The 25874-nt window shown below is 72.7% G+C and carries 22 protein-coding genes and 1 pseudogene; 15 read left to right on the top strand and 8 right to left on the bottom strand.

The window, feature by feature from the left end:
- Window positions 1-99: 99 nt before the first annotated feature.
- Window positions 100-657 carry an NADAR family protein gene (locus DMB66_RS37620; protein WP_370319964.1) on the top strand — a complete coding sequence of 186 codons (558 nt, stop codon included), beginning with the start codon at window positions 100-102 and terminating at the stop codon, window positions 655-657.
- 119 nt (window positions 658-776) lie between these two features.
- Here the strand turns inward: DMB66_RS37620 and DMB66_RS37615 are convergent, their stop codons facing one another.
- The gene (locus DMB66_RS37615; protein ID WP_125808893.1) at window positions 777-1601 is read right to left on the bottom strand and encodes an ATP-binding protein; all 825 of its coding nucleotides are present in this window, start codon (window positions 1599-1601) and stop codon (window positions 777-779) included.
- 147 nt (window positions 1602-1748) lie between these two features.
- Here DMB66_RS37615 and DMB66_RS37610 point away from each other — a divergent pair, with 147 nt between their 5' ends.
- Together DMB66_RS37610 and DMB66_RS37605 are read left to right on the top strand one after the other, a co-directional pair.
- A complete protein-coding gene (locus tag DMB66_RS37610; protein WP_125808892.1) occupies window positions 1749-2495 on the top strand; it encodes a metalloregulator ArsR/SmtB family transcription factor in 747 nt (248 codons plus the stop codon).
- Between the two features lie 88 nt (window positions 2496-2583).
- Window positions 2584-3060 (top strand): NUDIX domain-containing protein, encoded by a 477-nt coding sequence (locus tag DMB66_RS37605; protein WP_125808891.1) that lies wholly within the window; start codon window positions 2584-2586, stop codon window positions 3058-3060.
- Window positions 3061-3062: 2 nt separating this feature from the next.
- Here the strand turns inward: DMB66_RS37605 and DMB66_RS37600 are convergent, their stop codons facing one another.
- A complete protein-coding gene (locus tag DMB66_RS37600) occupies window positions 3063-3611 on the bottom strand; it encodes a GNAT family N-acetyltransferase (protein ID WP_125808890.1) in 549 nt (182 codons plus the stop codon).
- A 112-nt stretch (window positions 3612-3723) separates the two neighbouring features.
- Here DMB66_RS37600 and DMB66_RS37595 point away from each other — a divergent pair, with 112 nt between their 5' ends.
- The 3 genes from DMB66_RS37595 (at window position 3724) to DMB66_RS37585 (ending at window position 8570) form a co-directional block, all read left to right on the top strand.
- The gene (locus DMB66_RS37595) at window positions 3724-5244 is read left to right on the top strand and encodes a family 20 glycosylhydrolase (RefSeq protein ID WP_125808889.1); all 1521 of its coding nucleotides are present in this window, start codon (window positions 3724-3726) and stop codon (window positions 5242-5244) included.
- Window positions 5245-5610: 366 nt separating this feature from the next.
- The gene (locus DMB66_RS64390) at window positions 5611-7869 is read left to right on the top strand and encodes a M48 family metallopeptidase (protein WP_233625118.1); all 2259 of its coding nucleotides are present in this window, start codon (window positions 5611-5613) and stop codon (window positions 7867-7869) included.
- Window positions 7870-8195: 326 nt separating this feature from the next.
- Window positions 8196-8570, top strand: coding sequence for a hypothetical protein (locus DMB66_RS37585; protein WP_125808888.1), 375 nt, complete (start codon window positions 8196-8198; stop codon window positions 8568-8570).
- Here the strand turns inward: DMB66_RS37585 and DMB66_RS37580 are convergent.
- From DMB66_RS37580 to DMB66_RS37570, 3 genes are read right to left on the bottom strand one after another with little or no spacing between them, the layout of a single operon-like run.
- Window positions 8559-9746: a YafY family protein gene (locus tag DMB66_RS37580; RefSeq protein ID WP_199752855.1), complete on the bottom strand. Its 1188-nt coding sequence runs from the start codon at window positions 9744-9746 to the stop codon at window positions 8559-8561. The genes DMB66_RS37585 and DMB66_RS37580 overlap by 12 nt on opposite strands.
- Window positions 9747-9804: 58 nt before the next feature.
- Complete coding sequence (locus DMB66_RS37575) at window positions 9805-11040, bottom strand: hypothetical protein (RefSeq protein WP_125808887.1); 1236 nt, start codon at window positions 11038-11040, stop codon at window positions 9805-9807.
- Window positions 11041-11053: 13 nt separating this feature from the next.
- On the bottom strand, window positions 11054-11698 hold the full coding sequence (locus DMB66_RS37570; RefSeq protein WP_125808886.1) for a hypothetical protein: 645 nt from the start codon (window positions 11696-11698) through the stop codon (window positions 11054-11056).
- Window positions 11699-11946: 248 nt separating this feature from the next.
- Here DMB66_RS37570 and DMB66_RS66150 point away from each other — a divergent pair.
- From DMB66_RS66150 to DMB66_RS37550, 5 genes and pseudogenes are all read left to right on the top strand, one after another.
- Window positions 11947-12804: pseudogene (locus tag DMB66_RS66150) on the top strand (nitrate- and nitrite sensing domain-containing protein); the annotation flags it as partial.
- A gap of 127 nt (window positions 12805-12931) precedes the next feature.
- Window positions 12932-15517 carry an ATP-binding protein gene (locus DMB66_RS64380; RefSeq protein WP_233625117.1) on the top strand — a complete coding sequence of 862 codons (2586 nt, stop codon included), beginning with the start codon at window positions 12932-12934 and terminating at the stop codon, window positions 15515-15517.
- Entirely contained in the window at window positions 15518-15934 is a 417-nt protein-coding gene (locus DMB66_RS37560; RefSeq protein WP_125808885.1) for a roadblock/LC7 domain-containing protein, read from the top strand.
- A 41-nt stretch (window positions 15935-15975) separates the two neighbouring features.
- Window positions 15976-16362 carry a DUF742 domain-containing protein gene (locus tag DMB66_RS37555; RefSeq protein ID WP_199752854.1) on the top strand — a complete coding sequence of 129 codons (387 nt, stop codon included), beginning with the start codon at window positions 15976-15978 and terminating at the stop codon, window positions 16360-16362.
- Entirely contained in the window at window positions 16343-16942 is a 600-nt protein-coding gene (locus DMB66_RS37550) for an ATP/GTP-binding protein (RefSeq protein WP_125808884.1), read from the top strand. Before DMB66_RS37555 ends, DMB66_RS37550 begins: the two co-directional genes overlap by 20 nt.
- 35 nt (window positions 16943-16977) lie before the next feature.
- On the opposite strand, the gene DMB66_RS37545 is transcribed toward DMB66_RS37550, so the two are convergent.
- Window positions 16978-18663, bottom strand: coding sequence for a BTAD domain-containing putative transcriptional regulator (locus DMB66_RS37545; protein WP_158647499.1), 1686 nt, complete (start codon window positions 18661-18663; stop codon window positions 16978-16980).
- Window positions 18664-18828: 165 nt separating this feature from the next.
- Here DMB66_RS37545 and DMB66_RS61635 point away from each other — a divergent pair, with 165 nt between their 5' ends.
- The 3 genes from DMB66_RS61635 to DMB66_RS37530 all read left to right on the top strand — a co-directional run bounded on the left by DMB66_RS61635 (window position 18829) and on the right by DMB66_RS37530 (window position 22710).
- Window positions 18829-19638, top strand: coding sequence for a hypothetical protein (locus DMB66_RS61635; protein WP_158647498.1), 810 nt, complete (start codon window positions 18829-18831; stop codon window positions 19636-19638).
- Window positions 19639-19716: 78 nt separating this feature from the next.
- Complete coding sequence (locus DMB66_RS37535; RefSeq protein ID WP_125808881.1) at window positions 19717-20775, top strand: lactonase family protein; 1059 nt, start codon at window positions 19717-19719, stop codon at window positions 20773-20775.
- Between the two features lie 237 nt (window positions 20776-21012).
- A complete protein-coding gene (locus tag DMB66_RS37530; RefSeq protein ID WP_125808880.1) occupies window positions 21013-22710 on the top strand; it encodes a VWA domain-containing protein in 1698 nt (565 codons plus the stop codon).
- 95 nt (window positions 22711-22805) lie between these two features.
- On the opposite strand, the gene DMB66_RS37525 is transcribed toward DMB66_RS37530, so the two are convergent.
- Window positions 22806-23936: a PP2C family protein-serine/threonine phosphatase gene (locus DMB66_RS37525; protein WP_233625116.1), complete on the bottom strand. Its 1131-nt coding sequence runs from the start codon at window positions 23934-23936 to the stop codon at window positions 22806-22808.
- Between the two features lie 129 nt (window positions 23937-24065).
- Between DMB66_RS37525 and DMB66_RS37520 the strand changes: the two genes are divergently transcribed.
- Complete coding sequence (locus DMB66_RS37520) at window positions 24066-24545, top strand: MarR family winged helix-turn-helix transcriptional regulator (RefSeq protein ID WP_125808878.1); 480 nt, start codon at window positions 24066-24068, stop codon at window positions 24543-24545.
- A gap of 80 nt (window positions 24546-24625) precedes the next feature.
- Here the strand turns inward: DMB66_RS37520 and DMB66_RS37515 are convergent, their stop codons facing one another.
- Entirely contained in the window at window positions 24626-25795 is a 1170-nt protein-coding gene (locus DMB66_RS37515) for an ROK family protein (RefSeq protein ID WP_125808917.1), read from the bottom strand.
- Window positions 25796-25874: the final 79 nt, after the last annotated feature.

Below are 25874 nucleotides of genomic sequence, written 5' to 3'. Positions count from 1 at the left end.
CCCAGGCGCCGCCTGGCCGTCGACCCCCTTACGAAACACGGGCTGGCCGGGCCAAATACCCTCAGGAGATTGTCGGTGCCGACCGGCATACTGTCCGGCGTGAGCGAGCAGCCGAGCGACGTCGACGAGGTCGTCATGCTGGCCCGGTCGGGCCGGCGACTGAAATACGTGTTCTTCTGGGGGCACCGCCCCCAGCGCGACGGCAGCATCGGCACGGGCTGCCTGAGCCAGTGGTGGCCGTCGGCGTTCACAGTGGAGGGTGTCCGCTTCGCCACGGCGGAGCACTACATGATGTGGCGCAAGGCGCTGCTCTTCGGCGACGAGGAGGCCGCGGTGCGGATCGTCGCGGCCAGCCACCCCCGCCAGGCCAAGATGCTGGGCCGCCGGGTCCGCGGCTTCGACGAGCAGACCTGGGTCGACCAGCGCCGGGCCATCGTCAGGGAGGCCAGCCTGGCGAAATTCGGCCAGCGGGCCGAGCTGCGCGACTTCCTGCTGGGCACGGGGGAGCGGATCCTGGTCGAGGCCAGCCCGACCGACCGGATCTGGGGGATCGGGCTGGCTGCCACCGACGAGCGGGCGGCCGACCCGGCGCAGTGGCGCGGGCTCAACCTGCTGGGCTTCGCCCTGATGGAGGCCCGCGCCCAGCTCAGCGGATGAGCCGGCTTCGCGCCTTGACGCTTCTCGAGCCGGGCGGCCCGGTCGGTTCGGCTTGGTCGGTTCGGCTTGGTCGGTTCGGCCCGGTCGTCCGGCCCCGGTCGTTCGGCTCGGCGGGGCGGTTACCAGCGGCGCCGGCGGCCGGCGCGGTCGCGCACCGTCGCCCAGACCACCTTGCCGCCGATGCTCGGGATCGCGCCCCAGGCGACCGAGTCCGCGTGCACCACGCGCAGGCCGTGTCCGCGCTCGTCGAGGGGCCGTCCCGGCTCGACCGGGCGAAGCCTGATGATCCGGGGCAGCGAGGGGTTCCGGTCCCGGACGGCCAGGTGCAGGGCGGAGCCGCGCCGGGAGATCGACACCTCCATCTCCGTGCGCGCGTGCTCGACCGCGTTGGCCACTAGTTCGGACAGCACGGCCCGGCCGGGATGCAGCACGGCGCCGAGGTTCCAGGCCTCGCAGGCGCCGCCGAGCAGGTTGCGCGCGGCGCTGGGGGAGCCGGGAGACGGCGGCAGGCGCAGCCGCGCCACGTCGGCCAGCGGGCGGCTGCCGGTCAGGGCCGCCCGGGCCGCCGCCGGGGAGCCGAAGAGCGACAGGTAGCGCTGGGCGCCGATCCGGTCCAGCCGGGTGGCCAGCGCTGACTCGGCGGGCAGGCAGAGGGCCAGCCGGGCGGGCGGATCGGCCGCGGCGGCTGCCTGGGTGGCCGAGAGCCACACCGGCACGCTGTCGGCCTCCGGGTCGGTCACCCCCGTCACGTCGATGACGATCGTGGTGGGACTCTCGGCCAGGCAGCGGCCGATCTCCAACGCGACCGTCGCGCCCAGCCGTGGATGCCAGGCGCCGTGCACGGTTATGTCGATGACCGCCCCGTCCACGTCCGCGGTGACGGCGACCGGGGCACGGACCCCGTCGAACGCGGGCACGAAAAGGTACGGAGGGTTCTCCTCCATGGGGCGGGCCCTTCCTCGGACGACACCCGTGTCCGGGTACCAGGCAGTCTCGACCGCCACCCGCGAGCGGTCAACGAAGCTCACCCGTACGGGTTCGGCCGTTTGCCGGGCCTTGACATGCAGGTGATTGACTGCATAACTTAGCGTGTGGATGAGGTTTTCAAGGCGTTGGCCGATCCGACCCGGCGCTACCTGCTCGACCAGCTGCACGAGCAGAACGGGCAGACCCTCGCTGAGCTCTGCGCGCGCCTGGAGATGACGCGGCAGTCGGCGACGCAACATCTGGCCCTGCTCGAGGCGGCCAATCTCGTCTCCACGGTTCGCCGTGGCCGGGAGAAGCTGCACTACCTCAATCCGGTGCCGCTGCACGAGATCCAGCAGCGGTGGATCGACAAGTTCGAGCAGCCCCGGCTGCGGACACTGAGCGCGCTCAAGCGCAGAGCTGAGGAGACCATGAGCGACCGGCCGACCTTCGTCTACGTCACCTACATCGAGAGCACTCCCGAGCTGGTCTGGGAGGCGCTCACCGACGCCGACATCACGGCGCGCTACTGGGGGCACTCCAACGTCTCGGACTGGGTGGCCGGCTCCCGCTGGGAGCACGTCCGCACCGACGGCTCGGGCGTGGCCGACGTGGCGGGCACGGTGGTGGAGAGCACCCCGCCCCGGCGCCTGGTCACCACCTGGGACGGCGACGACGACTCCTCGCAGGTCACCTTCGAGATCGAGCCGTACCACGAGATCGTCCGGCTCACCGTGACCCACGAGAACCTCGCCGACGAGCAGGACCGGGCCAAGGCGGCGGGCGGCTGGTCGGCAGTGCTGGCGAACCTCAAGACGCTGCTGGAGACCGGTCGGGTGCTGTCGTGGCAACCATGGACGATGAGCCGGTGACGTAGTCGGGTGCGGGGGGTGCGCCGCCGGCCAGCTGACGCGCGCGGGATGCCGGGCTGAGTGCCCAGGAGGCACTATCTTGTCCGGCATGCCCATTTCGCCGTATCTGCACAGCCTGCGGGAGGTCGTCGGACACCGGATGCTCCTGCTGCCGGGCGTCACCGCCGTGGTCTTCGACGCCGCCGGCCGGCTGCTGCTGGGGCAGCGCGCCGACAACGGCACGTGGGCCCTGATCGCCGGCTCCATGGACCCGGGAGAGCAGCCCGCGGAGACGGTCGTCCGCGAGGTCTACGAGGAGACGGCCGTCCACGTCGTCCCGGAACGGATCACCAGCGTGCTGACCCAGCCGCCGAACACCTACCCGAACGGCGACCAGACCGAGTTCGTCGACATCACCTTCCGCTGCCGGGCGGTCGGCGGCGAGGCCCGGGTCAACGACGACGAATCGCTGGCGGTGGGCTGGTTCGCGCTGGCGGACCTGCCCCCGATCAACGAGCTCAACCGCCGGCGCATCGAGTGTGCCCTGGCCCCGGGCGCGGACGCCTGGTTCAGCGTCCCTGAGTGAGCTCAGAGCGGGCGGGCGCGCACGTGATCGTCGTGCCAGACCTCGCCGACCAGGAAGCGCTTCGTTCCGATGATCTCGAAGCCGTTCTTCGCGTAGAACCGCGCCGCCCGCTCGTTGTGCTGGTTCACCCCCAGCCAGCAGAGCCCGGCCCCGGTTGCGGCCGCCGCCGCGAGGGTCGCCGCCATCAGCGTGGCCGCGACCCCGGCGCCGTGGCTTTCCGCGGCGACGTAGAACTTGCTGAGCTCGATAGCGTCGGCGCCCGGCGCGCCGGGCGCCGACGCGACCAGCTTGGCCAGTTCCGGGTCGCCGATCGGGTCGCTGATCAGCATGGTGTAGCCGACCGCCGTGCCCCGATCCTCGGCGAGCAGCACGATCCGGGCCGGATCCGCGAGGTAGTCGGTGAATTTCGCCCGCGAGAGATGCTCGGCGACGAACGCGTCGACGTCGGTCTGCCGGGTGCCCGCCGGGGTGGCCAGGACGAACGTGCGAGCCGCTAGTTCGTGCAGCTCAGCCGCGTCCGCCAGGGCGGCGCGCCGGGTAGTGATCGCCATGGGCGCCACGATAGCCGCGGAGTGACGCGGGCCATCGTCCTGCCCGGAAACTGGAAAGAGGGTTTAGAGTCGTGCCGACCGATCGGCGGTCGAAGAACCGGAGGGTGCAGCGGTGAGCGAACCGGCATTCCAGCGCAGAGAGCTCGGCGACGTGATCCCCGTGCCGGCCGACGTGCGGCCCGACCCGGCCGCCGATTTCACGATCGACGAGGGTACGGCCATCCGCACGGCCCCCGGGTCGGCGGCCGCCCGCCGGGTCGGTGAGCACCTCGCCGCGCTGCTGCGCCCGGCCACCGGCTACGCGCTGCCGGTCGACGAAGAGACCGGCACGATAGCCCTGCTGCTGGACGGCGACGGTCTTTCGGATGGCGGCTTCGCGGATGGCGACGAGGGTTACCGGCTGGAGATCAGCGCGGCCGGTGTCACCGTGCGGGCCGCCGCGCCCGCCGGGTTGTTCGCTGCCGTGCAGACCCTGCGGCAGTTGCTGCCCGCCGCGATCGACGCGCCCGGCCCGCAGTCCGGCGACTGGGTGTTGCCCGGCGGGCGGATCGTCGACCGGCCGCGGTTCGGCTACCGGGGGGTGATGCTCGACATCGCCCGGCACTTCTTCACCGCCGACGAGATCAAGTCCTACATCGACTCCCTGGTCCAGTTCAAGATCAACCACCTGCACCTGCACCTCACCGACGACCAGGGCTGGCGGCTCGAGATCGACGGCTGGCCCCGGCTCACCGAGGTCAGCGGCGGCGCCGGCACCGGTGTCGACGGCGCCGGGCCCGGCTACCTGACCCGGGCCGGCTACGCCGACCTGGTCGCGTACGCGGCCGAGCGGTTCGTCACCATCGTGCCCGAGATCGACATGCCGGGACACGTCAACGCCGCGCAGGTCGCATACCCGGAACTGACCGCCGACGGGGTCGCGGTCGCGGTGCGCACCGACATCGAGGTCGGCTACAGCTCGCTGGCCGCCGGCAAGGAAGAGACGTACGCGTTCATCGAGGATGTCGTGCGTGAGGTCGCCGCGCTGACCCCGGGGCCGTACCTGCACATCGGTGGCGACGAGGCGCAGGCCACCACGGCCGACGACTACCGCACGTTCATCCAGCGGGTGCTGCCGCTGGTCGCCAAGTACGGCAAGCGCGTCGTCGGCTGGCACGAGATGGCCGGCATGGAACTGCCGGAGACAGCGATCCCGCAGTTCTGGGCGGTCGCGGCGACCGACGACGGCACCGCCCGCGCGGCCGCGAACGGCAGCAAGGTGATCATGTCGCCGGCGGACCGTGCGTATCTGGACATGAAGTACACGGCGGCGAGCCCGCTGGGCCTCGACTGGGCGGGCCTGATCGACGTCGAGCAGGCGTACGGCTGGGATCCGGCCGACCGCCTTCCGGGCGTGGGCGAGGAGAACGTGCTCGGCGTGGAGGCGCCGCTGTGGTCCGAGACGCTGCGCACCCTCACCGACGTCCGGACGATGACGTTCCCCCGCCTGCCGGCCGTCGCGGAGATCGGCTGGTCCCCCCGCGCGACCCACGACTGGGCATCCTTCCGGCGCCGGCTGGCGGCCTTCGCCCCGCGCTGGCGCAACCAGGGCATCGCCTTCCACCCGTCCCCCGAGGTCCCCTGGGTCGGCTAGAGGATCCATGCCAAGGAATCCGGAACAGCGAGCCACAGCGCGGATCTTGTGGCCCTCTCGATCTTGCCGGATTCCTCGCGGGCACCTCAATCTTGGTAAACCGCCACTGGCCTACCTGCGATCCGCGAGACCCCCTAGACGCACCCAGGCTTTCGCGGATCTTGACGGCCCGCACCGGGCCGCCGTTGCGGGGCTGCGGTGTTTCGCGGGAGTGAACGTCCCGAAATCTTCCTTAATTTTCTTGGCGGGGCGCCGGCGGCACAGCGGCTGGTCCACGCACGTCAGGAGGCTCTTCGGCACCGAATCGTGACCGGGTGGCGGGCCCGCGGCCGTGGCGTTGTCGCAAGCTCGACCTAGGCTAGCCGGGTGCAGAAGAGGGTGCTGGCATCGGCGACCGCGCTGGCCGGGTTCCTGCTCGTCGCGGCCCTGCAGCTCGCGCTGGTCGTGGTGCCGGTCCTGCTGCTGCTCTCGATGCTGCCGGGTGCCGCCGCGCTGCGGCTGGGCCTGCCGGTCTGCATCGCGACGGTCGGCGTGATGGCCTACGCGACCTGGCGCGCCCTGCACACCCGCCGCCCCGAGCCGGTCGGCATCCCGGTGGCCAGGGCGGACGCCCCGCAGCTCTGGGCGCTGCTCGACGGCGCGGCGGCGGCGGCCGGCACCCGGGCCCCCGACCGCGTGACGATCGTGGCCGACGCCGCCGCGAAGATCATCGAACGCACCCACCTGCTCGGCCTGCTCGGCGGCCGCCGCGACCTCTATCTCGGGCTGCCGCTGCTGCAGGCCTGGGACGAGGCGCACCTGCGCGCGGTCACGGCGCACGAGCTCGGCCACTTCTCCCCGCGGCTGGGCCGGCTGGCGCCCCTGGCCTATCGCGGCCGGGTGGCGATCGGCCGCACGGTGCCCCGCATCCCCGCGCGCAACCCGGCCGGGCCGCTGCTGCGGACGTACGCGAAGTTCTACCGCCGCGTCGACGCGCCGTTCAGCCGCGCCCAGGAGCTGATCGCCGACCAGATCGCCGCCGAATACGCCGGCCGCACCGCGGCTGCGGCGGTGCTGCGCGACCTGCCCGCGCTGGAGGCCCTGCAACGCATCTTCCACGCCGAATATCTCGGGCCGGGCTGGCAGGCGGGCCACGTGCCGGACGACCTCTTCGGCGGATTCCTGCGGGTGCTCGCGGCCCGCGCGGACGACGTGGCTGTGCTGCGCGCTCGCGACCCGGGCACCCCGACGGCCTGGGACACCCATCCGCCGGTGGCGGCCCGGCTCGCCGCCCTGACCCCGGCACCGGCCGCCACCCCGGCGGTGCCGGCCCCAGAGAAATCGGAGCTGGTCGGCGCGGCCGTCGCTGCCTCCGCCGACGCGCCGGCAGCGACTGGGCGGCCGACGTCCGCCGACGCTCCGGCTTCCGCCCCGGGGGACCCGATGCCCTTCGCCGGCGCGCTGGCAGCGACGGCCACCGACACCCCGGCTTCCGCCACGGGGGACCCGATGCCACTCGCCGGCGCGCTGGCGGCGACGGCCACCGACGCTCCGTCTTCCGCCCAGGGCGACCCGATGCCTTTCGCCGGCGCGTCGGCAGCGACCGGGCGGCCGACGGCCGCCGCCGCCTCACCATCCGCCCCGGGCGACCCGATGCCCTTCGCTGACGCGTCGGCAGCGACCGGGCGGCCGACGGCCGCCGACGCTCCGGCCTCCGCGGCTGGCGAGGCGTCGAGGGACGACGACTTCGGCGCGCCCGCCGGGGAGCTGGTTCCTGACCTGCCCGGCCTCGGGCGGGCGCTGCAGGGCGTCGCCTTCCCCGCGCAGGGCCGGACGACCGTGGACTGGGATGCGTTCTTCGGCGCGGCCCGGACGGTCGAGATGCAGCGGGAGGCCGACGCCGCCCTCGCCACGATCTCCCGGGCCGCCGGCGTCCCGGTCACGAACGCAGCCGACGTGCTCGACCTGGCCGCCGACGGCCGGCTGCACAAGGCCGCCGAGTCCGTCTTCGCCGGGCTGCCCGCCGACGAGACCGCCGGCCGGGTCGCCGAGCTGGTCACCCTGCTGCTCGCCCTGGCCGCGCTGCGCAGCGGGGCCGCGCGTTGGCGGCACAGCTGGACGGGCAACGCCGAGCTCATCGCCGCCGACGGGGCGCACCTCGACCTCGGGGGCCTGGCCGCGCTGGCCAGCGACCCGGCGACGGTCGTCACCGCGCGGGAGCGGCTGGCCGGGCTGGGCATCGACGCCGCCGCCGGGCCGGGTGCGGAGACCGCGCAGACCCGGCCGGAGGTGGTCGGCGGCGTGGTCAACCTGGTGGTCGACGGGGCCCGCACCGACCTGTTGATCGTCGACACCGGACTGTTCCTGGTGCCCGGGCTGCCCCGCTCCCAGAACGGCTCCGCGAAGCGGCGGCTGGCCCGGTTCGCGGCCGCCGATGTGCCGCAGCGCGACGAGACCGCGCCCGGCAGCCGGTTCGTGCCGTTCGCCGAGGTCGCGGGCGCCACCCGGACCCGGCGGAAGAGCTGGGATCTGAGCCTGCGCAACGGCGGGACGGTGAGCGTGCGGGCCGGGCTCGACTCGGACGAGCTGCCCGGTGGCTGGGCGGCGCTCGACGACGCCGTGGCATACCTGTCCCGAACCCGATAGTTGCCGCGCAAGCTGAACCGTTCGGCGGCTTGATGCGTGGTGAAGAGGGGACGGTCATATGTCCGACGGGACGAGTCACCAACTTGTCACCAGGGGTCATCATGGGACATGTGTTCGTTCGCTTACCCTTCGCCGAATTTGGGTAGCTGAAGGTCACCCAAGGCGGCGATGATAGTCGTGAACAAGGGGGGAGGGGCGCTGTGGAACGGGGACCAATGGCGCTCTTCGGGGCCATCATCGCGATCGGCCTCGGACCGGCAATGTGGCTCGGCGCGCAGTTCGGTGAGGCGGGGTTGTCGTCTGATCGTCCGCCCGCCGTGACATCCGTGCAAAACGTAGAGGCGCCGCGGGGCGGTTCCGGCGCAGGTGACGCGCCGACCGGTGCCGAGGCGATCCGCACCGAACCGAAGTCCAACACCGAGCCGCTCTACCGCACCAAGAATTCCCGCCCGAAGGGAACGAAGTCGGCCTCGCCGTCGCCGTCCCCGTCGGACAAGCCGTCGACGCCACCGGCCAGCCCGTCCTCGCCGCCCACACCGGATCCCGGTGGGGAGGAGAGCGAGCCGCCGCCGGAGTCGTCGACCCCGCCGACGATCCCGCCGACGAAGGATGACCCGGACCCGGACGTGCCACCACCGCCGACCGTCCCGGAGACCGAGCCGCAGAGCGACCCGGTCACCGCGCAGACCTCACTGGTCTGACGACTGATCCACCCGAAGCCCGGGCCCATCCGGCCCGGGCTTCGTGCTGTCCTGGCTGACGGCAGGAGTGCTGTCCTGGCCGACGGCGGGAGTGCTGTCTTGGCCGACGGCGGGAGTGCTGTCTTGGCGGGCGGCGGGAGTGTTGTCTTGGCAGGCGGCGGGGGTGCTGTCTTGGCGGGCGGCAGGAGTGTTGTCCTGGCCGGCGGCAAGATAGGTGCGGCCCAGGCCGCGTGCGGTCGCCGCGAAGCGCTCGCGCAGCTCCGGCGGGTCGAGCACCTCGGCGTCAGCGCCCAGCTTCAGCAGCTCGATGTGGCCGTGCCGGATCGATTCGATGGGCACCGTCGTGGTCAGCCAGCCGTCGTCGCCGGGCGGCCCCGCGCCGGCGCGGGCCACCCGCGCCATCTCCGGCGGGAAGACGTACGCCATCCGGTCGAGCGCTTCGGTCGTCATCCGTACGGTCGCCTGCGCGGTGTAGACGCCGCGCTCGTACCGTTCGGTCCACTCTCGCCAGAAGTCCGCCAGGTCGAAGCCGGCGGGCCGGTGCGCGGGCTCGTCCAGCACCGCGGCGTCGAGGACGTTGACCACCCGGTACGCCGTGATCCGCTCCCGGAAGCCGGCCACCAGATACCAGCGTCCCGCCTTGAGCACCACGCCCAGCGGGGACAGCGTCCGGGTCACCTCGCGCGGCGCCTTCCAGCGCCGGTAGCGCACCTCGAGCAGCCGGGCCCGCCACACCGCGTCCGCCACCGTGGCCAGGTGCGGGGTCGGTTCGTCCGCCCGGAACCAGCCGGGCGCGTCCAGGTGGAAGCGTTCGCGCACCCCGTCCGCCCGGTCCGCCAGCTCGCCCGGCAGCGCGGCCCGCAGCTTGAGCTCCGCCGTCGCCAGCAGCGAGCCGAGGCCGAGCTCCGCGGCCGGCCCCGGCATCCCGGCCAGGAACAAGGTGCCGGCCTCGTCGCCGGTCAGGCCGGTCAACCGGGTGCGATAGCCGTCGAGCAGCTGATAACCGCCGGCCGGTCCCCGGTCGGCGTAGACCGGCACGCCGGACGATCCGAGCGACTCGACGTCGCGATAGACGGTCCGCACCGACACCTCGAGCTCGTCGGCCAGTTCCTGGGCCGTCATCCGGCCGCGGGTCTGCAGCAACAGCAGCAGGGACAGCAGTCGGGACGCGCGCATCCGCTCAGCATGGCACCGGCCGCGTGCGGTGGGCACGCGGCCGGTGTGTGCGGTCGGCTCAGAGGCTCAGGATGCGGTTGAGGATGTCCCGGTAGCCGCGCAGCTGCACGCGGAGCTGCTCGGTGTCCTCGGTGTCGTTGGTCAGACCATCGCGCTGCGAGCGCAGCCCGGAGGTGAGCTTCTCCACGGCCTCGTCGACCAGTCCGGCGGCTTCGGTGGCGGCGTCCTTGGGGCTGTCGACGAAGCGCAGCTGCACGTCCCGCCAGCGCTCCTGGAACGTCCGGGCGTCCTCCCGGTCGAAGAGCGTGTCGGTCGTGGCGGCGGGTGCGGCCACGGCCGCGGCGACCGGAACCGCCACCGCCTCGGCCGGGGTGCTCTGCGCGGGGCTGTCATCCGACGGGCTGTCATCGGGCGTACGGTCCGCGTCGAGCGGGGTGTCGGTGACCGGGTCGACGGCCTTCGGGTCGTCGAAGTCGCCGTCGTCCTTGAGCGGGCCGGCGTCGGTCTTCGAGTCGGCGTCGGTCTTCGGATCGGCGTCAGTCGCGGCGACGGCCTCCGGGCCGGGCCGGTCGCTGTCCTCCACCGTCGAGTCGTCGGGGTGTTGATCAACGGCGTCGTCCTTGAGCGTGTCGGACTTCAAGGTGACCGTGTCCTCCTCGTTCTTGGCCTGGTCGGTGTCCGGAGTGGTCGATGTGTCCGGGTCGCGATCGGTGTCGGCCGGGGTCGCGTCGGAGTCGGTGGTGCGCTTGTCGTCGAGGGGGAGATCGACGGCGCCGTCGGGCTCGCCGTGGTCGTGCCCGTTGCGTCCGCCGTGCTCCGTCCAGGTGGCCGGGACGGTGTCCGGGGCCGTGCTCGCGGTGCTGCCGGCGTACGTGCTGGTCGAGGAGGTCACCACGCGGTCGCCGGGAGCGGCGCTCGCATCGTCGCCGACGCCGCTGTCGGCGGCCGGGTCGCGGTCCGTCGCGTCCCGGCGGTCGTCCTCCGGGTTGGCGGTGGCGGACACAGCGGCCGCGCCGCCGACGGTCGGCGCGCCGAAGGCGGTCGGCTGCTGGCTCGGCTCGTGGAACGGCGGCGCATCGGTCTCCGTGCGGTCCGCGTCGGCGTCGGAGTCCTCGACGCCGTCGCGGCGGTCGGTGTCGGCGGCGGCCGGGTCGTCGGTCGCGGGAGTGTTCGACCAGGGCGACGGCGGACGCTGGCCCGGCACGGCCACCGGGTCGGACTGCACCCGCTCCGGTCGCTCGTCGTGCGCCTGCTCATCGGTGGACTCGCGGGCGTCGTTGGAGAAGAAACGCATGGTCGGGGGCTCCTCAGCGGCTCGTGGCGTCGGGACGGGAGCCCGCGACGTCGTTGTCGTGGTTGTTGATCTGCTGTGCGGGAACGTCGGGCTCGGACTCCGGAGCGGCCGCACCCTCGCTGCGAACCGGATTTTCGCCGAGGAGGTCGGCGAAGAGCGCACGGTAGTGGACCAGCGCCTGCCGCAGGTCCTCGGTGGTCGCCTCGCCGCCCTTGCTGCGCTCGCTGATCGCGTGGGCGTCGCGGTAGTGCTCCAGTGTGCGGGCGTGCACCACGGAGAGGGTGGCGAGCCGGTCGTCGTAGTCGCCGGTCGGGTAGCCGCGCTCCGTGATGAGCTTGGTGGTCAGCTCGTCGGCGGTCGTCACGGCGGTCTCGGGCGCGTCCACGAACTGGATCTGCACCTCTTCCCAGGCGACCGAATACCGGGCCTTGGATTCGGCGGACAGCGGCTTGAGCTCGAGCTCGGCGTGCCGCTTCTCGCGGTCGCGCAGCTCGCGCTCGCCTTCGGTGCGGCTGTCGGCGTCGGCGACAACCCGGTCGTACTCGGGACCGAAGGTCTTCTGCAGTTGCTTGCGCCGGCCGGCTCGCACCGCGAACAGGATCGCGGCGACGATCGCCAGCACGACGATGATCAGGACGATGGTGAGCCAAGCGGACATTGGAGGTCCTCCTTCTTCACCCGGAGGTATGCCCACTCAACCAGGGTCATCAATCCGATTCGAGATACCGGGCTGAAAAACCGTCGACCGTGTCTTCGGGCGGCGGCGAAGCGGCCCTGGCACCGGTTCGACCGGTTCGGGCCTGCTTTGTTGTGAGATTGACCCGGCGGGCAAGCCGAGGCCACGTGCATTTTCCCTGGACAAACAGGACAGTCTCCTCAGACCTGGCACGCCGCGAGGTAGCTCCGATGGCCTTGATTACGTATTCTGCCGGGGGCGTGCGCAGCTCTCGTCAACGGCCGTCGATCCCTCGCCGGCCGTATCATTCTGTGTCACGCCGGTCCTGCAAGCCCCTCGGGCGGAGTCTGATGAGAACCCGCAACTGGTCGATCCGTTCGAAGATCATCGCGTTGGTCGCGGTGCCGCTGACAGCGCTGCTCGTGCTGTGGGCCCTCGCCACGGGCGTCACAGCCCGGCCGGCGTTCGCGTTGCTGTCCGCGCAGTCCCTGATGGAGAACGTCGGCACCCCGGGTGAGGTGCTGATCCGCGAGGTGCAGCGCGAGCGGCGGATGTCAGTCGAGTTCCTCTCCGCCGCGCAGGGCAGCGCCGGCGTGCTGACCAACCAGCGGGCGGCCACCGACCGCGCCGCCGCGGAGTTCCGGCGCAGCGCCGGCAGCGAGGAAGCCCAGGACACGGCCGGCGGCATCCTGCGGGATCCGATCCGGCAGGTCTTCGCCGACCTCGACGGCCTCGCCGCGAACCGGCAACACATCGACCGGCGCGAGGTCGACCCGGTCGGCGCGCAGAACCTGTACAACACCATCGTCGACACCACCTTCCGGATGTTCACGGCCACGGCCTCCTTCGGTGACGATCGCATCGACCAGCAGATCCGGGCGCTGACCACCATCGGTCGCGGCCAGGAGCAGCTCAGCCGGGTGGACTCGCTGCTCGCGGGCGCGTTCGCCGCCGGCCGGCTCAGCGCCGCGAGCCGCAGCGAGCTGCTGCAGGGGATCGGCACCTCGCGGTTCCTGCTCATCCAGGGCGTCAACGACCTGCCCGAGCGGGAGCGGGCCGCCTTCCAGCAGCTGAGCAGCGGCGCCGCGGCCAGCCAGCTGCGGGTGCTGCAGGACGAGCTGCTCAACGACAGCCGGCTCCGGCGCCGCGTCGCCGGTCTCCGCGACCGCCTGGCAGCCCGTCTACGACCTGACCGCGCAGCAACTGCGGGCGTTTGTGATCAACGCCACCGACTCGATCGCCGAGGAGACCACCCCGGTCGCCGTGGACGTGCTCGTCCGCCTCGGCCTGGCAGGGTTGATCGGCCTGGCCGCGTTCGTCATCTCGATCGTCGTGTCGATCCGGGTCGGCCGCTCGATGGTCGGCCGGCTGACCCGGCTGCGCGGCGAGGCCCTGGAGATGGCCGGCGAGCGCCTGCCGGCGGTGGTCCGGCGGCTGCAGCGCGGCGAGGCCGTCGACGTCGAGGTGGAGACGCCACCCCTGGAGTACGGCCGGGACGAGATCGGCCAGCTCGGCCACGCGTTCAACGAGGTCCAGCGCACGGCCGTGCAGTCGGCGGTCGAAGAGGCGAACGTCCGCCGCGGCATCAACGAGGTCTTCCTCAACATCGCCCGGCGCAGCCAGACCCTGCTGCACCGCCAGCTGGCCCTGCTGGACAAGATGGAACGGCGCGAGACCGAGCCGGACGAGCTCGAAGACCTGTACCGCGTCGACCACCTCGCCACCCGGATGCGCCGGCACGCCGAGGACCTGGTCATCCTGGCCGGCGCCGCCCCCGGCCGCGGCTGGCGCAACCCGGTGCCGGTGATCGACGTGGTCCGCGGCGCGATCAGCGAGGTCGAGGACTACAAGCGGGTCGACATCGTCTCGGTCGAGTCGTCGGCGGTGCTCGGCCGGGCCGTGGGCGACGTCATCCACCTGCTCGCCGAGCTGCTGGAAAACGCGGCGTCGTTCTCGCCGCCGCAGACTCGGGTCCAGGTGGTCGGCCAGATCCTGCCCAACGGGTACGCGCTGGAGATCGAGGACCGCGGGCTGGGCATGTCCCCCGAGGCGCTCGCCGAGGCCAACCGCAAGCTGCTCGAACCGCCGGACTTCGACCCCGCCGACAGTGCCCGGCTCGGCCTCTTCGTGGTGGCCCAGCTCGCCGGCCGGCACGGCATCCGGGTCTCGCTGCGGCCGAGCGGCTACGGCGGCGTGACGGCGATCGTGCTGGTGCCGGGCGACCTGGTCGCCAACGGCCCGGGCCAGGCCGCGCTGCCGGCCGGCGTGACCCCGCCGGACAAGTCCTGGGACAGGCCGCTGGTCGGCACCGGCACCGAGGATCCGGCCCGCAGTTCGCTCGCCTCGCTGCAGTGGCAGGGCACCGAGGAGCTGCGCTCGATCGCGGTGACCGGGCGCCCGGTCACGATCAACGGATCGGCGACGCCGGGCCCGGCCGGGCCATTGGGCCCGATCCTGCCCGGCCCGGCCATCGGCGCGAGCCCGGGCACGGCCGATCCCACCCGTCCACTGAGCCGGCACAGCCTGGGCCTGCCCGGCAAGCCGCTCGCGGAGCCGGGTGAGCCGGGTCTGCCGCCCGCGGAGCCGGGCATGCCGGTCGCGGAGCCGACCGAGGCCGCCGGCGGTCCGGCGCCCAGCGCGGTCGTGGACGGGCTCACCGAGGACGGGCTGGTGCAGCGTCGCCGCACCAAGCCGCGCCGGGGGAACAGCGAGCCGGCGGCACCGCCCGCCCTGCTGCCACCCAACCTGACCTCGCCGGCCGGCCTGACCTCAGCGTCGGGCCCGGTCTCACCGGCCGGCTTCACGCCGCCGGCCTCGCTGGGCTCGGATTTTCCGTCCGTCGGCAACGGCCGGACGGCGAGCGGCAGCGGCCTGACCGGCACGGACCTCGACGGCGTGGGTTTCACCGGCGGCGACGCCCGGTCCGGCGGTGACGCCCGGTCCGGCGGTGGGTCGGCGGGCCGTGGGACGGCGGGCCGTGGGCTGGCGGGTCGCGGGCTGGGTGCCGGCGGCGGGTCCGGTCCCGATGGTCCGCTTCGGCACGGCGACGGGCCGGCATTGCTGTCGGGTCCGGATGCTCTGCCGACGCCGCCGCGCATCCCATCGCCCCGCGTAGGCCCGGAGGGGGTGCCGACGGCGACGCCCGCCGAGAAGCACCCCGAGAGATCCGCCGAGAGGCAGGTCGCGAGGCCTGCCGCGACGCCGTCGGCTGATGATGGGCTTGCTGACGAGCCGCTGCTGCCGCGCCGGGTGCGCCAGGCCAACCTCGCGCCGCAGTTGCGTGGCCCGGTCGTCGAGCAGGCCGCGGTCACGTCGCGGTCGCCGGAGCAGGTCCGCTCCCTGATGAGCGCGCTGCAGCAGGGCACCGCCCGGGGCCGGCGAGAGGCAGCCGGCCTGAGCGCCGCCGCGACGGCGGGTAACAAAGCCGGCGACCCGGCCGGTAACAAGGCCAGCGACCCGGCCGGTACCAAATCCGGCGACCCGGCCAGCAACAAAGCCAGCGACCCGGCCGGCAACAAAGCCGGCAGCCCGGCCGGTAACAAAGCCGGAGGCAAGGCCGGCAGGAGCCGGAGCGGTGACAGGACCGGTGGCAGGACGGGTGACTGGGCCGACGACCGGGCGGCCGACAGGGCCGGCGACGGTCCGAAAACTGACAAACACGAGACGGTTGGGGAGCCGACGTGGTCCGAGGCGGCTACCGTCACCTTCCCGGCAGTGCAGGACCCGGTGGCGGCCGGGACCGATGACAGCACCGACAACGCGCCCGAGAACCACGAGTACCGGCCGGATAAGGACGCATAAGTGGCATACACGACAAACCAGAGCGCCAACCTGACCTGGCTCCTCGACGATCTGATCGATCGGGTGCCCTCCGCGCAGCAGGCTGTGGTGCTGTCGGCGGACGGGCTCCTGATGGGGGCCTCGGCGGCGCTGAGCCGGGAGGACGCCGAACACCTGTCGGCGATGGCGGCCGGCTTCCAGAGCCTGGCCAAGGGCGCGAGCCGGCACTTCCGGGCCGGCCCGGTGCGCCAGACCGTGGTCGAGATGGAGGACGCGTTCCTCTTCGTCACGGCCGCGGGGCTGGGCGCATGCCTGGCGGTGCTCGCGGCCAGCGACGCCGACCTGGGCCTGATCGCGTACGAGATGGCCATGCTCGTCACCCGGGTCGGGCAGACGATGGACGCGCCCGAACGGCCCGCCGGGTCCGATGGCCGCTGATCGGCGGCGGGCCTCGCACGACGGTCCAGGACGGGGGTTCGATGCCTGCTGACCCGTTGCGGGCCCCGCACGACTGGATGGACCACGAGGCTGGCCCGGTGGTCCGGCCGTACGCGATGACCCAGGGCCGGGTCGCGCCGTCCGGCGGCGCGTTCGATCTGGTCGCGTTCGTGGTGGCGACCATGCCGGAGGCGCCGCCGTTACCGTCGCTGCAACCGGAGCATCATGCTCTTGTCGGCGCGGCGTGGGAGCCCACGTCCGTCGTGGAACTAGCCTCCAAACTGGACCTCTCCATCGGGGTCGTCCGGGTTTTGCTGGGTGATCTACGCTCGGCGGGACTGATTTCGCTCTACGAGCCCCCCGCGGCCTCTCAGCCGCACGACGTCGACGTACTCAAGGCGGTTGTCAATGGACTCCGTGCGCTCTGACCGAGACGGCACGCGCTCGCGTATCCCGGTCGCGCTCAAGATCCTCATCGCCGGCGGGTTCGGTGCGGGCAAGACCACCATGGTCGGCTCGGTCAGCGAGATCCGGCCGTTGCAAACCGAGGAGGTGTTGACCGGCGTCGAGGGCGCGGACGACACCTCGGGTGTCGAGGAAAAGCGGACGACCACGGTCACGATGGACTTCGGTCGCATCACGATCACCGAGGATCTGCAGCTCTATCTCTTCGGCACCCCGGGTCAGGATCGCTTCTGGTTCCTCTGGGACGAGCTGTCGCAGGGCGCGCTGGGCGCCGTCGTGCTCGCCGACACCCGGCGGCTGGCGGACTGCTTCCCGTCGATCGACTACTTCGAGCAGCGGGGCACGCCGTTCGTGGTCGCGGTCAACTGCTTCGACTCCGATCGCCGCTTCGGCGCGCAGGCGGTGGCCCGGGCGCTCGACCTGGACGCCGACGTGCCGGTGGTGGAGTTCGACGCCCGCGAGCCGCTGGCCGCCCGCAACGTGCTGATCGAACTGGTCGAGTACGTAGCCCGCCGTCAACAGTTGGCCGCCAGCGCCCGCTGAGCGCAGCGAGCCACCGGCGGGGCCGCCGGTGGCTGTCAGCTGTAGTGCTGCGCTGAGTGCGGCGGGTAGGTCGACGGCCAGCCGTTCGGCGGGGTCGTGGTCGGCGGCGTCGGCAGGCAGATCAGCCGGGACGAGAGCCGGTGCACCGTGCGCATCGGCAGCACGCCGCGGACGATCAGATCCTCGGGCCGGGTGTACGGGCCGCGGTTGAGCCGGTCGATCACGATTCCGTGCGCCTCGCGTGAGCTGATCCCGGGCAGCCGGGCCAGCTCGTGGCCGGGCACGTGGTTGACGTCGACCAGGCCGCCGTCGTCGAAGGCGCGCAGCAGATCCGGCCGGCCGATGCCGATGCCGTGGGCCCGTTGCGGGTCGAAGGCGGCGAACTGGCGCGCCTGGAGGCGCAGGTTGCGGCTGCGCGGAGTGTCGCCCGGGTGCGAGGCCAGCACCGCGCCGTGCACCGAGGAGCCGACGGTGACCCCGGCCAGCAGCATGACGCCGATCCACTCGGTCGAGCTCGGGTCCGGGTTTTCGGCCGCGCTGGGGTCGATGAGGATGATGAAGACCGCCAGGACGAACAGCGCCGCGTAGCCCAGGGCGACCAGATACTGACGCTTGTCCTGGCGGCGGACGCCCGCGTACGCGAAGAAGATCCAGCCGCCGAGCCCGCAGATGACGATCGGCAGCAGGGTGGCCACGATGACCTCGCCGATCGGGAAGCCGCGGCCGGAGCGTGCGTATGCGGGCGGCGCCGGCGGGCCGAGCCCCCAGGCCGCCGCGCCGGTGGGGTAGCTCGGTGGGGTGGAGGTCGGCCGGTGGTCCGGCACCACCACGGTGACGTCGGGCGGGACGTACTGCTGCACGAATGACGGCGGCGATGCGGTGGCGGCCGGGGGCGCCGGGAGGTCGTCGCTGTCGGCCCACGGGTCGACCGGCTCGGCGTAGAACCGCTCGCCGCGCAGGATGCGCCGGTGGGTCTCCTGCATCCGTTCGCCCGGCTCCACCCCGAACTCCTCCAGGAAGTAGGCGCGGGCGTCGCGGAACGCCGCGAGCGCCTCGGCCTGCCGGCCGCCCTGGTGCAGCGCGATCATCAGCTGCGCGCGCAGGCCCTCGCGGAGCGGGAACTGCTCGATCAGCCGGGCCAGGTCCGGCATCAGCCCGGTGTGGTTGCCCCGGGCCAGCTCGATGTCGGCCCACTTTTCCCACGCGGTGGCCCGGGCGTCGGTGAGCCGGTTGCGGGCCGAGTCGAAGATCGGCCCGGTCAGCCCGGCGAGGGCCTCGCCCTGCCAGAGATCCAGCGCCCGCCGCAGGGTGTCGGCCGCCTCGGCGAGCTGCCCCGCCTTGCGCTCGGTGGAGGCCCGTGCCAGACCTTCCTGGAAGCGGTCGGCGTCGAGGGCGTTCGCTTCGGCGCGCAGCTCGTATCCGCCGGTGGTCAGGGTGATCAGCTCACCCGGTGTCCGTGGGGAGCGTTGCGGCTCCAGCGCCCGGCGCAGGCCGGCCACGTACTTCTGGACGACGTTAGCGCCGTTCTCCGGCGGCTCGTCGCCCCAGACGGCATCGATGATCTGGTGCGGCTGCACCGGCTGGCCGGCGTGCAGCAGCAGCACGGCCAGCACCGCTCGCTGCTTGGCGGGCCCGAGATCGATCGGCTCGTCGCCGCGCAGCGCGCGCACACCACCGAGGATCTCGAACCTCAGCGCGGGATCCGACGGCGCGTCGGTCACCGCGACACCCCCCTTGAGCAGCCCGGATGCGAAACGGCAGCGGAACGGCAGCCGGCAGCAGCATAGCGGCAGCCGGATGGCAGCACTGTCCCCCAGGCTCCACTGCGTCAACCCGACAGCGGCGACCGGTGCGGCCGGCCGCCATGCTCGAGAAACGAGGAACTGATGAACGTCGCTGAGGCCCGGCGGGCCGGTCTGGGTGTTCTGCTCGCGGTGAGCGTCGCCGCCGCCGGTGGTTGCGGCGTCGCGGACGCCGTCAAGGACGCGGGGGCACCCGCCTCCGCCAAGCCGCTCGCACCACGGGACGCACTGCTGAAGGCGCTGCCGGACGCGTCGACCGGCAGCTTCCGGTTCACGATCTCCGGCGGCGAGGCGCCGACCGCCGGGGAGATCGACGCCGGCCGGCAGAGCTACCGGGTCGGTTTCCGGTACCGGGAACCGGAGGCCGGCTTCACGCTGCATTCGGACTATCTCGTGGTGAAGAAGCAGTCCTGGATCAAGATCAGTTTCAAGGGCGCCGAGGGACTGACCGGGCTGCCGAAGCTGCCGAAGAAGTGGATGCTGCTCGACCCGGCCAAGGTCAAGACCGAGGACGTGCCGGTGGCGTACGACAACGAGACCGACCCGGGCGAGGCGGGGGCGGTGCTGCGGGCGATCGTCGACGTCAAGCAGACCGGCGCCGGGCGCTTCGCCGGCACCACGGACCTCACCCTGAAGGGCGAGTCGGACATCGTCGACGACGCCCGGCTGAAGGCGCTGGGGGAGCAGGCCAAGGCGGTGCCGTTCGAGGCGACAGTCGACAGCCAGGGCCGGCTGACCTCGACGATCGTGAAGATCCCGGCCGCGGGCAAGGCCAAGGCCAGCCGGTACGTGATCACCTACGCGGGGTACGGGACCACCCCCACCCCGGCGGCGCCGCCGGCGGACGAGCAGCAGCCGGCGACCAAGGACGCCTACCAGCTGATCAACGCCTGAGCAGCGGGCGAAGCGGCGGGCGCGCGGGTCTGACGGGGGTCCGCGCTCCTGCCGCTCGCACGTGATTGGATCTGGGGCATGGGCGCGAACGATGAGTACGTCTTCCTCGGCTGCTACACCGGTGAGAGCGGCGGCGAGGGGGAGGGCATCGCGCTGCTGCGGCGCGATCCGGCCACCGGCGACCTGACCCGGCTCGGCGTCGTCGCCCGCACCCCGTCACCGTCCTTCCTGGCCCAGCACCCGCGCCTGCCGGTGCTGTACGCGGTCAACGAGCTGGAAGCGGGCACGGTGAGCGCGTTCGCGGTCGCCGATGATGCGGCGCTGACCCCGCTCGCCGTGCAGTCCACCGGCGGTGCCGCCCCCTGCCACCTCGCGGTCTCCGCCGATGCCCGGCACCTGCTGGTGGCCAACTACACCAGCGGCAGCGTGTCCGTGCACCCGCTCGACGCCGACGGTGTGCCGGGCGAGCGCTCCGATCTGCTCCACCTCGATGGCCGGGGCCCGGTCGCGGACCGCCAGGAGGGCCCGCACGCGCACATGGTCGCGCCGGACCCGAACGGCCCGGACGTGCTGATCGCCGACCTGGGCTCGGACCGGGTGTGGCGGGCCCGCCTCGACGCGGTCTCGGGCCGGCTGATTCTCGTCGGCGCGGCGGTGGTCGCGGCGCCGGGCACCGGCCCGCGGCACCTGCGCTACGCGATCGACGGGGCATTGCTGCTGGTCGGCGAGCTGGCCGGCAACCTGACCTGGTACCGGCCGGACACTTCGGACGGCAGCCTGCGGGTGGCCGGCGCCGAGCCGAGCAGTGCGAGCAGCGCGAACTTCCCGTCGGAGCTGGCGACCGGGCGCGACGGCCGCTTCGTGTATGTGGCCAACCGCGGTCCCGACACGGTCTCCGTCTTCGCCTGGGAGCCCGAGGGCGCCACCCGCATCGCCGAGGTGGTGTCCGGCGGGCAGTGGCCCCGGCATCTGGCCCTGCTCGGCGATCACCTCTACGTAGCCAACGAGCGTTCACAGAACGTCACCGTCTTCCGCGTCGACCGCGAGACGGGGATCCCGCAGGCGCAGGGCGAGCCGGTGGGGGAGGGCAGCCCGACCTGTGTACTGCGCTGGATCCCCCCACAGGCCGGTCGATAAGCCGTAAACGGACTCCGGAGGAGTGTCGTCGCTTTAGGCCGAAATCCGGCGGGGCCGCGCACTGCTCGGATTGGGTCCCTCACTTAACGTGAATTAAGTACGTGAAAAATCCAATCCGAGTAACTTTCGGCCGAACGTATATGGCAATCGGCTCCCCTACTGCGCAGTATGGATCGCGTGTCAGGCCGCCATCGCAGAAATTTCAATCTCAGAGGAGCCACCGTCGTCGCGTCCGCGATGGCGATCGTGGTAGTCCTCGCTGGTTCCTGGCTCGGCTACCAAAGTCTCGCTGAGGACAAGTGCACCGGTCAGATCAAACTGACCGTTGCCGCCGCCACCGAGATCGCCCCCGCCGTGGAGCGCGCTGCCCAGCAGTGGAGCGACGGCGGTGCCAACGTCAATGGAACCTGTGTCGCCGTTAACGTGACCGGTGTCAATCCCGCGACCACGGCCTCGGCCTTGGCGCTCAAGCACGGCGTAGCGCTCACCGGGCTCGGCCCGGCCGGCCAGTCGGCTTCCGTCCCCGACGTGTGGGTTCCCGACTCGTCGACCTGGTTGCTCCGGCTGCGCACGCAGGCCTCCGGCTTCGTGCCCACCGACGGCAATTCGATCGCGCGGAGCCCGGTCGTCGTCGCGATGCCCAAGCCCGTCGCCGAGGAGGTCGGCTGGCCCGACCGGAAGCTCGGGTGGTCCGACCTGGTGACCAAGATAACGACCGGCAACTCGCTGCGGACCGGCATCGTCGACCCGACCCGCGACGCGGCCGGGCTCGCCGGGCTGCTCGCGCTCGGCAGCGCCACCGGCACCGACCCTGAGGCCAAGGCGACCCAGGTCGGCGCGCTGCGCGCGCTGGCCGCCGGCAGCTCCTCGCTGCGCGACGACCTGCTGCAGAAGTTCCCGCGCTCGCTCGACGCCGCCGACCTGGCCAGCAGCATCAGCGCCGCGCCGCTGTCAGAGGAAGACGTGATCGCCTACAACGCGGAGCGGCCGCAGGTGACGCTCGCCGCGCTCTACCTCGAACCGACCCCGCCCGCGCTGGATTACCCGTTCGCGGTCATGCCCGGGGTCGACCTGACCAAGTCCGCTGCCGCGACCGGCCTGCGCGAGGCGCTGCAGCAGCCCAGCTTCAAGAACGAACTGGCAGCCAGCGGCCTGCGGGCCGCCGATGGCACGGTCGGCGCCAATTTCGCCGCCCCGATCGGCGCGCCGCAGGCCACGCCGAAGCCCGCGGTCAGCAGCGGCACCCAGGGTGCCGCGGCCTCGGGCCTCGACGCCGGCGCCCTGAACAGGGCGCTGGGCAGCTGGGCCGCGATCACCCTCCCGGGCCGCGCGCTGGCCGTCTTCGACGTCTCCGGCTCGATGCTCACCAAGGTGCCGACGGCCGGCGGCCTCACCCGCGCCGAGGTGACCCGCCGGGCCGCCGCGCAAGGGCTCGCCCTCTTCGACGACAAATGGGCGGTCGGCACCTGGATCTTCTCCACCGAGTTGGTGGGTAAGCAACCCTGGAAACAGATCGAGCCGATCAGTCCGCTCTCCTCGCGCCGGGCCGCACTGCAGGCCTCGATCCAGAAGATCGAGCCCAAGGTCGGCGGCCAGACCGGTCTGTACGATACGGCGCTCGCGGCCTACCGCAACGTGCAGGAGAGCTGGGAGGCCGGCCGGGTCAACTCGGTGCTGCTCTTCACCGACGGCGCCAACAAGAACCCGGACGGCATCAGCCGGGAGACCCTGGTCGCCAAGTTGAAGGAGCTCGCCGACGCGAAGCGCCCGGTCCGCCTGGTGATCATCGGTATCGGTAACGAGGTCGACCGCGCCGAGCTCGAGGCGATCGCCAAGGCCACCCGCGACGGAGGCGTCTTCGTCGCGCCCGACCCCGCGAAGATCGCCGACATCTTCCTGGAGGCGATCTCGTCCCGCTCGGGCGCCGCGAGCTGATCCGCTGACGACGCCACGGCCGCCGGCTCCCACCAGGGAGACGGCGGCCGTTTCAGTGTGCTGGGCCGGTCCAGTCGAGGCAGACGGCGGCCGTTTCAGTGTGCTGGGCCGGTCCAGTCGAGGCAGACGGCCACCGCGTCGTCGTCCAGGTCGTTGCCGACGAAGGAGCGCACGTCACCGAGCAGCGAGCGGATCGCCTGAAACGGCGCCAGCGTGCCGGTCCGCCGGACGAAGCGCTCCAGCGCCGACTCGCCGTAGCGGCTGTTGGCCCCGGCCGCGTCGGACACGCCGTCGCTGACGATGAAGAGCCGGTCGCCGGTCCGCAGGGTGAAGGACTGCGGGGTGTACTGCGAGGTCTCGAACATGCCGAGCGGGAACTGCGCCTCGAGCGGCTGGTCGAGCACCTCGCCCGCGCGCAGCACCAGCAGGCGCGGTGAGCCGGCGTCGACCGCCTGCATCACGCCGGTCCGCAGATCCAGCTCCAGCAGCAGCGTCTCCACATGCACGTCACCGCGGTGCTGGGCGAAGACCGCCTGGTCGGCGAGGGCGGCCTGGTCGGCCAGCGCCAGCCCGGCGCGGCGGGCGTTGCGCAACGCGTACGTGGCCAGCGACGTCAGCAGCGCGGCGTTCATGCCGTCACCGTGGCCGTTGAGCACGCTGAGGTGAAGCCGCCCCTCCTGCTCGGCCCAGTCGAAGCTGTCGCCGCGGACCGCGTACGACGGCTCGAGCTGCCCGGCCAGGCTGAACGCCGGGTGGCTGCGGCTGCGGCCGGGCAGCAGCTCCCACTGCATCTCGGCGGCCAGCGTGAGCCGCCTGGTGCGGGAGGCCACCGCGTACCGGTCCGTACCCGCGGTCGCCGCCTGCAGCTCGTGCCCGAGCAGGGTGGCGATCTCGGCGAGCTCGGCCCGGGTGGTCTCCGCGGCGGGGACCGGCGTGTAGCGCAGCACCCCGGTCCGTTCCCCGCGCACCGTCACCGGCACATAGCAGACCTGCCCGGCCGTGACCTCGGCCTGGTGGTCGAACGAGCGCCACGCCGGGTCGCCGGGGCGGGTGACCGCCTGGCCGTCCAGCAGCGGCAGCAGGGCCGCCAGGCGGTAGTCCACGAGCAGCAGCTCGAGGCCGGTCACCGCGTATTCCTTGGCGAGGGCCGCAGCCAGGGCCTCGACCAGGCGATCGGCCGGGGCGTCGAGCAGGGCGCGCCGGACGGTGGTCAGACGGGCGGACACGGTTTCACCTCTCCATCGGCTCAGACAGCGAGCTTGCACGGATTTCCGCCGCGGGGCCGGCTCAGCAACGAATTTGGCTGGTTTTCCGCTGCGGGACGGCTCAGGTGTACGGGTAGTCTCTGCTGCACCATGGCCGAACACCATGGGCCGGATGGGCCGGACCCGATGCGCGCCGCGGCGGTCGACGACGTCGCGCCCGCCCTGCTGGCCGCGTGGGATGCCGCCCGCCAGCTCGCCACCCCGCTGCTCTCCGGCCCTCAGCTGAACGCCCTGCTTGTCGTCGAGCGGGACGAGGGCATCAACCTGCGCGGGCTGGCGGCGCAGCTGCGGATGATCCTCTCCTCGGCGAGCCGGCTCTGCGACCGCCTGGTGGCCTCCGGCATGGTGGAACGGGTGCCCGGCCGGGCGGACCGCCGCGAGATCGCGCTGCATCTGACGCCGGCGTCGCGCCAGTTGCTCGACAATCTGCGCACCACCCGCCGCGAGCTGCTGACCGACGTGCTGGCCCGGATGACGCCGGAGGGCCGGGAGGCGCTGCTGAGCGGCCTGACAGAGTTCGCCGCCGTGGCCGACCGGGACGCCCCGGGCGCCGCCGTTCGCTCGGCCTGACCGCCGTTCGCTCGGGCCTGACCGCCGTTCGCTCGCCGGCCCGGCGCCCTCGCGCGATCAATGTCGCGGGTGGCCGGATGTCATCGCCGGCGGGCCAGCCAGGCCGCCGGGTCGTCGAGCACGGTGCGCAGCACCGAGCCGGCCGCGCCCAGCATCGCCGCGTCGGGGCCCAGCGTCGCGGCCCGGAGCTGGACCGGCGACCAGGCCGCGGTGAGCACGCGCCGGCCGGCCTCGGCGGCGATGCTGTCGCGCAGCCAGGGGAGCAGGGACGCGTAGCTGCCGCCGAGCACGATCGTCCGCACGTCGAGCAGGTTCACCACCGTGGCGACGGCCATGCCGAGCGCGGCCCCCGCGGCGGACAGGGCGGCCAGGGCGGCGGGTTGCCCGGCGGTCGCCGCACCGGCCAGGGCCACGACGGTGTCGGCGCCGGCGGCGCGGAGCACAGCTTCCTGGCCGGCGTACTGCTCGAGGCAGCCGCGGGCGCCGCACCGGCAGGCCGGGCCGTCGGGGTTGATCGGGATGTGCCCGATCTCGCCGCTCCAGCCGCGAGAGCCGCGATAGAGCGCGCCATCGAGCACGATGCCGGCGCCGATGCCGATCTCGCCGGAGACGTAGACGAAGTCGCGGGGGAGCTCCCCCAGGTCGAGCTCGCCGAGCGCGGCGAGGTTGGCCTCGTTGTCGACGGTCATCGCCAGCCCGTCGGGCAGATCCCCGACGGTGACGTCCTGCCAGCCGAGGTTGGGCGCGATCCGCACGACGCCACCCGCCGCCACCAGGCCCGGCACGGCGAGGACCGCGCCGGCGACGGTCAGCCCGTCCGCCTCAGCCAGCTCGCGGGCCCGGGCGGCGAGCCGGCCCAGCCCGGCGAGCGTGCTCCGCGGGTCTTCGAGGCGCTGATCGCCGGTCTCCACCAGGCGGTGCCGGACCGTGCCCGCCAGATCCACCACGCAGGCGCCGCGGTAGTCGACGTTGATCTCCAGGCCCAGCCCGGCCGGGCCGTCCGGGGCGACCGCGAGGCCCACGGCCGGCCGGCCGGCGCCGGTGCGGGGGGCTGGCTCGCGCTCGGTGAGCAGGGCGCCGGTGATGAGGTCGTCGACGAGCGCGGAGACGGTGGCGCGGGTCAGCCCGGTGGCGCCGGCCACCGATGCCCGAGATATCGGATCTGCGCTGTTCGCCACGGTTTGCAGCACGAGCGCGAGATTATGGGCCCGCACGCTCGATTGCCGGACCGGGGACCCCGTGGCACTCATCATCCGGCCCGTCACGCCCTTGACAATGCCACACGGTGCTCAAATAATTCAACCAATAAACAAATCAGCCCTGTTACGT

The organism is Actinoplanes sp. ATCC 53533 (assembly GCF_003947245.1).
This window is presented reverse-complemented; position numbering and strand designations above follow the sequence as displayed.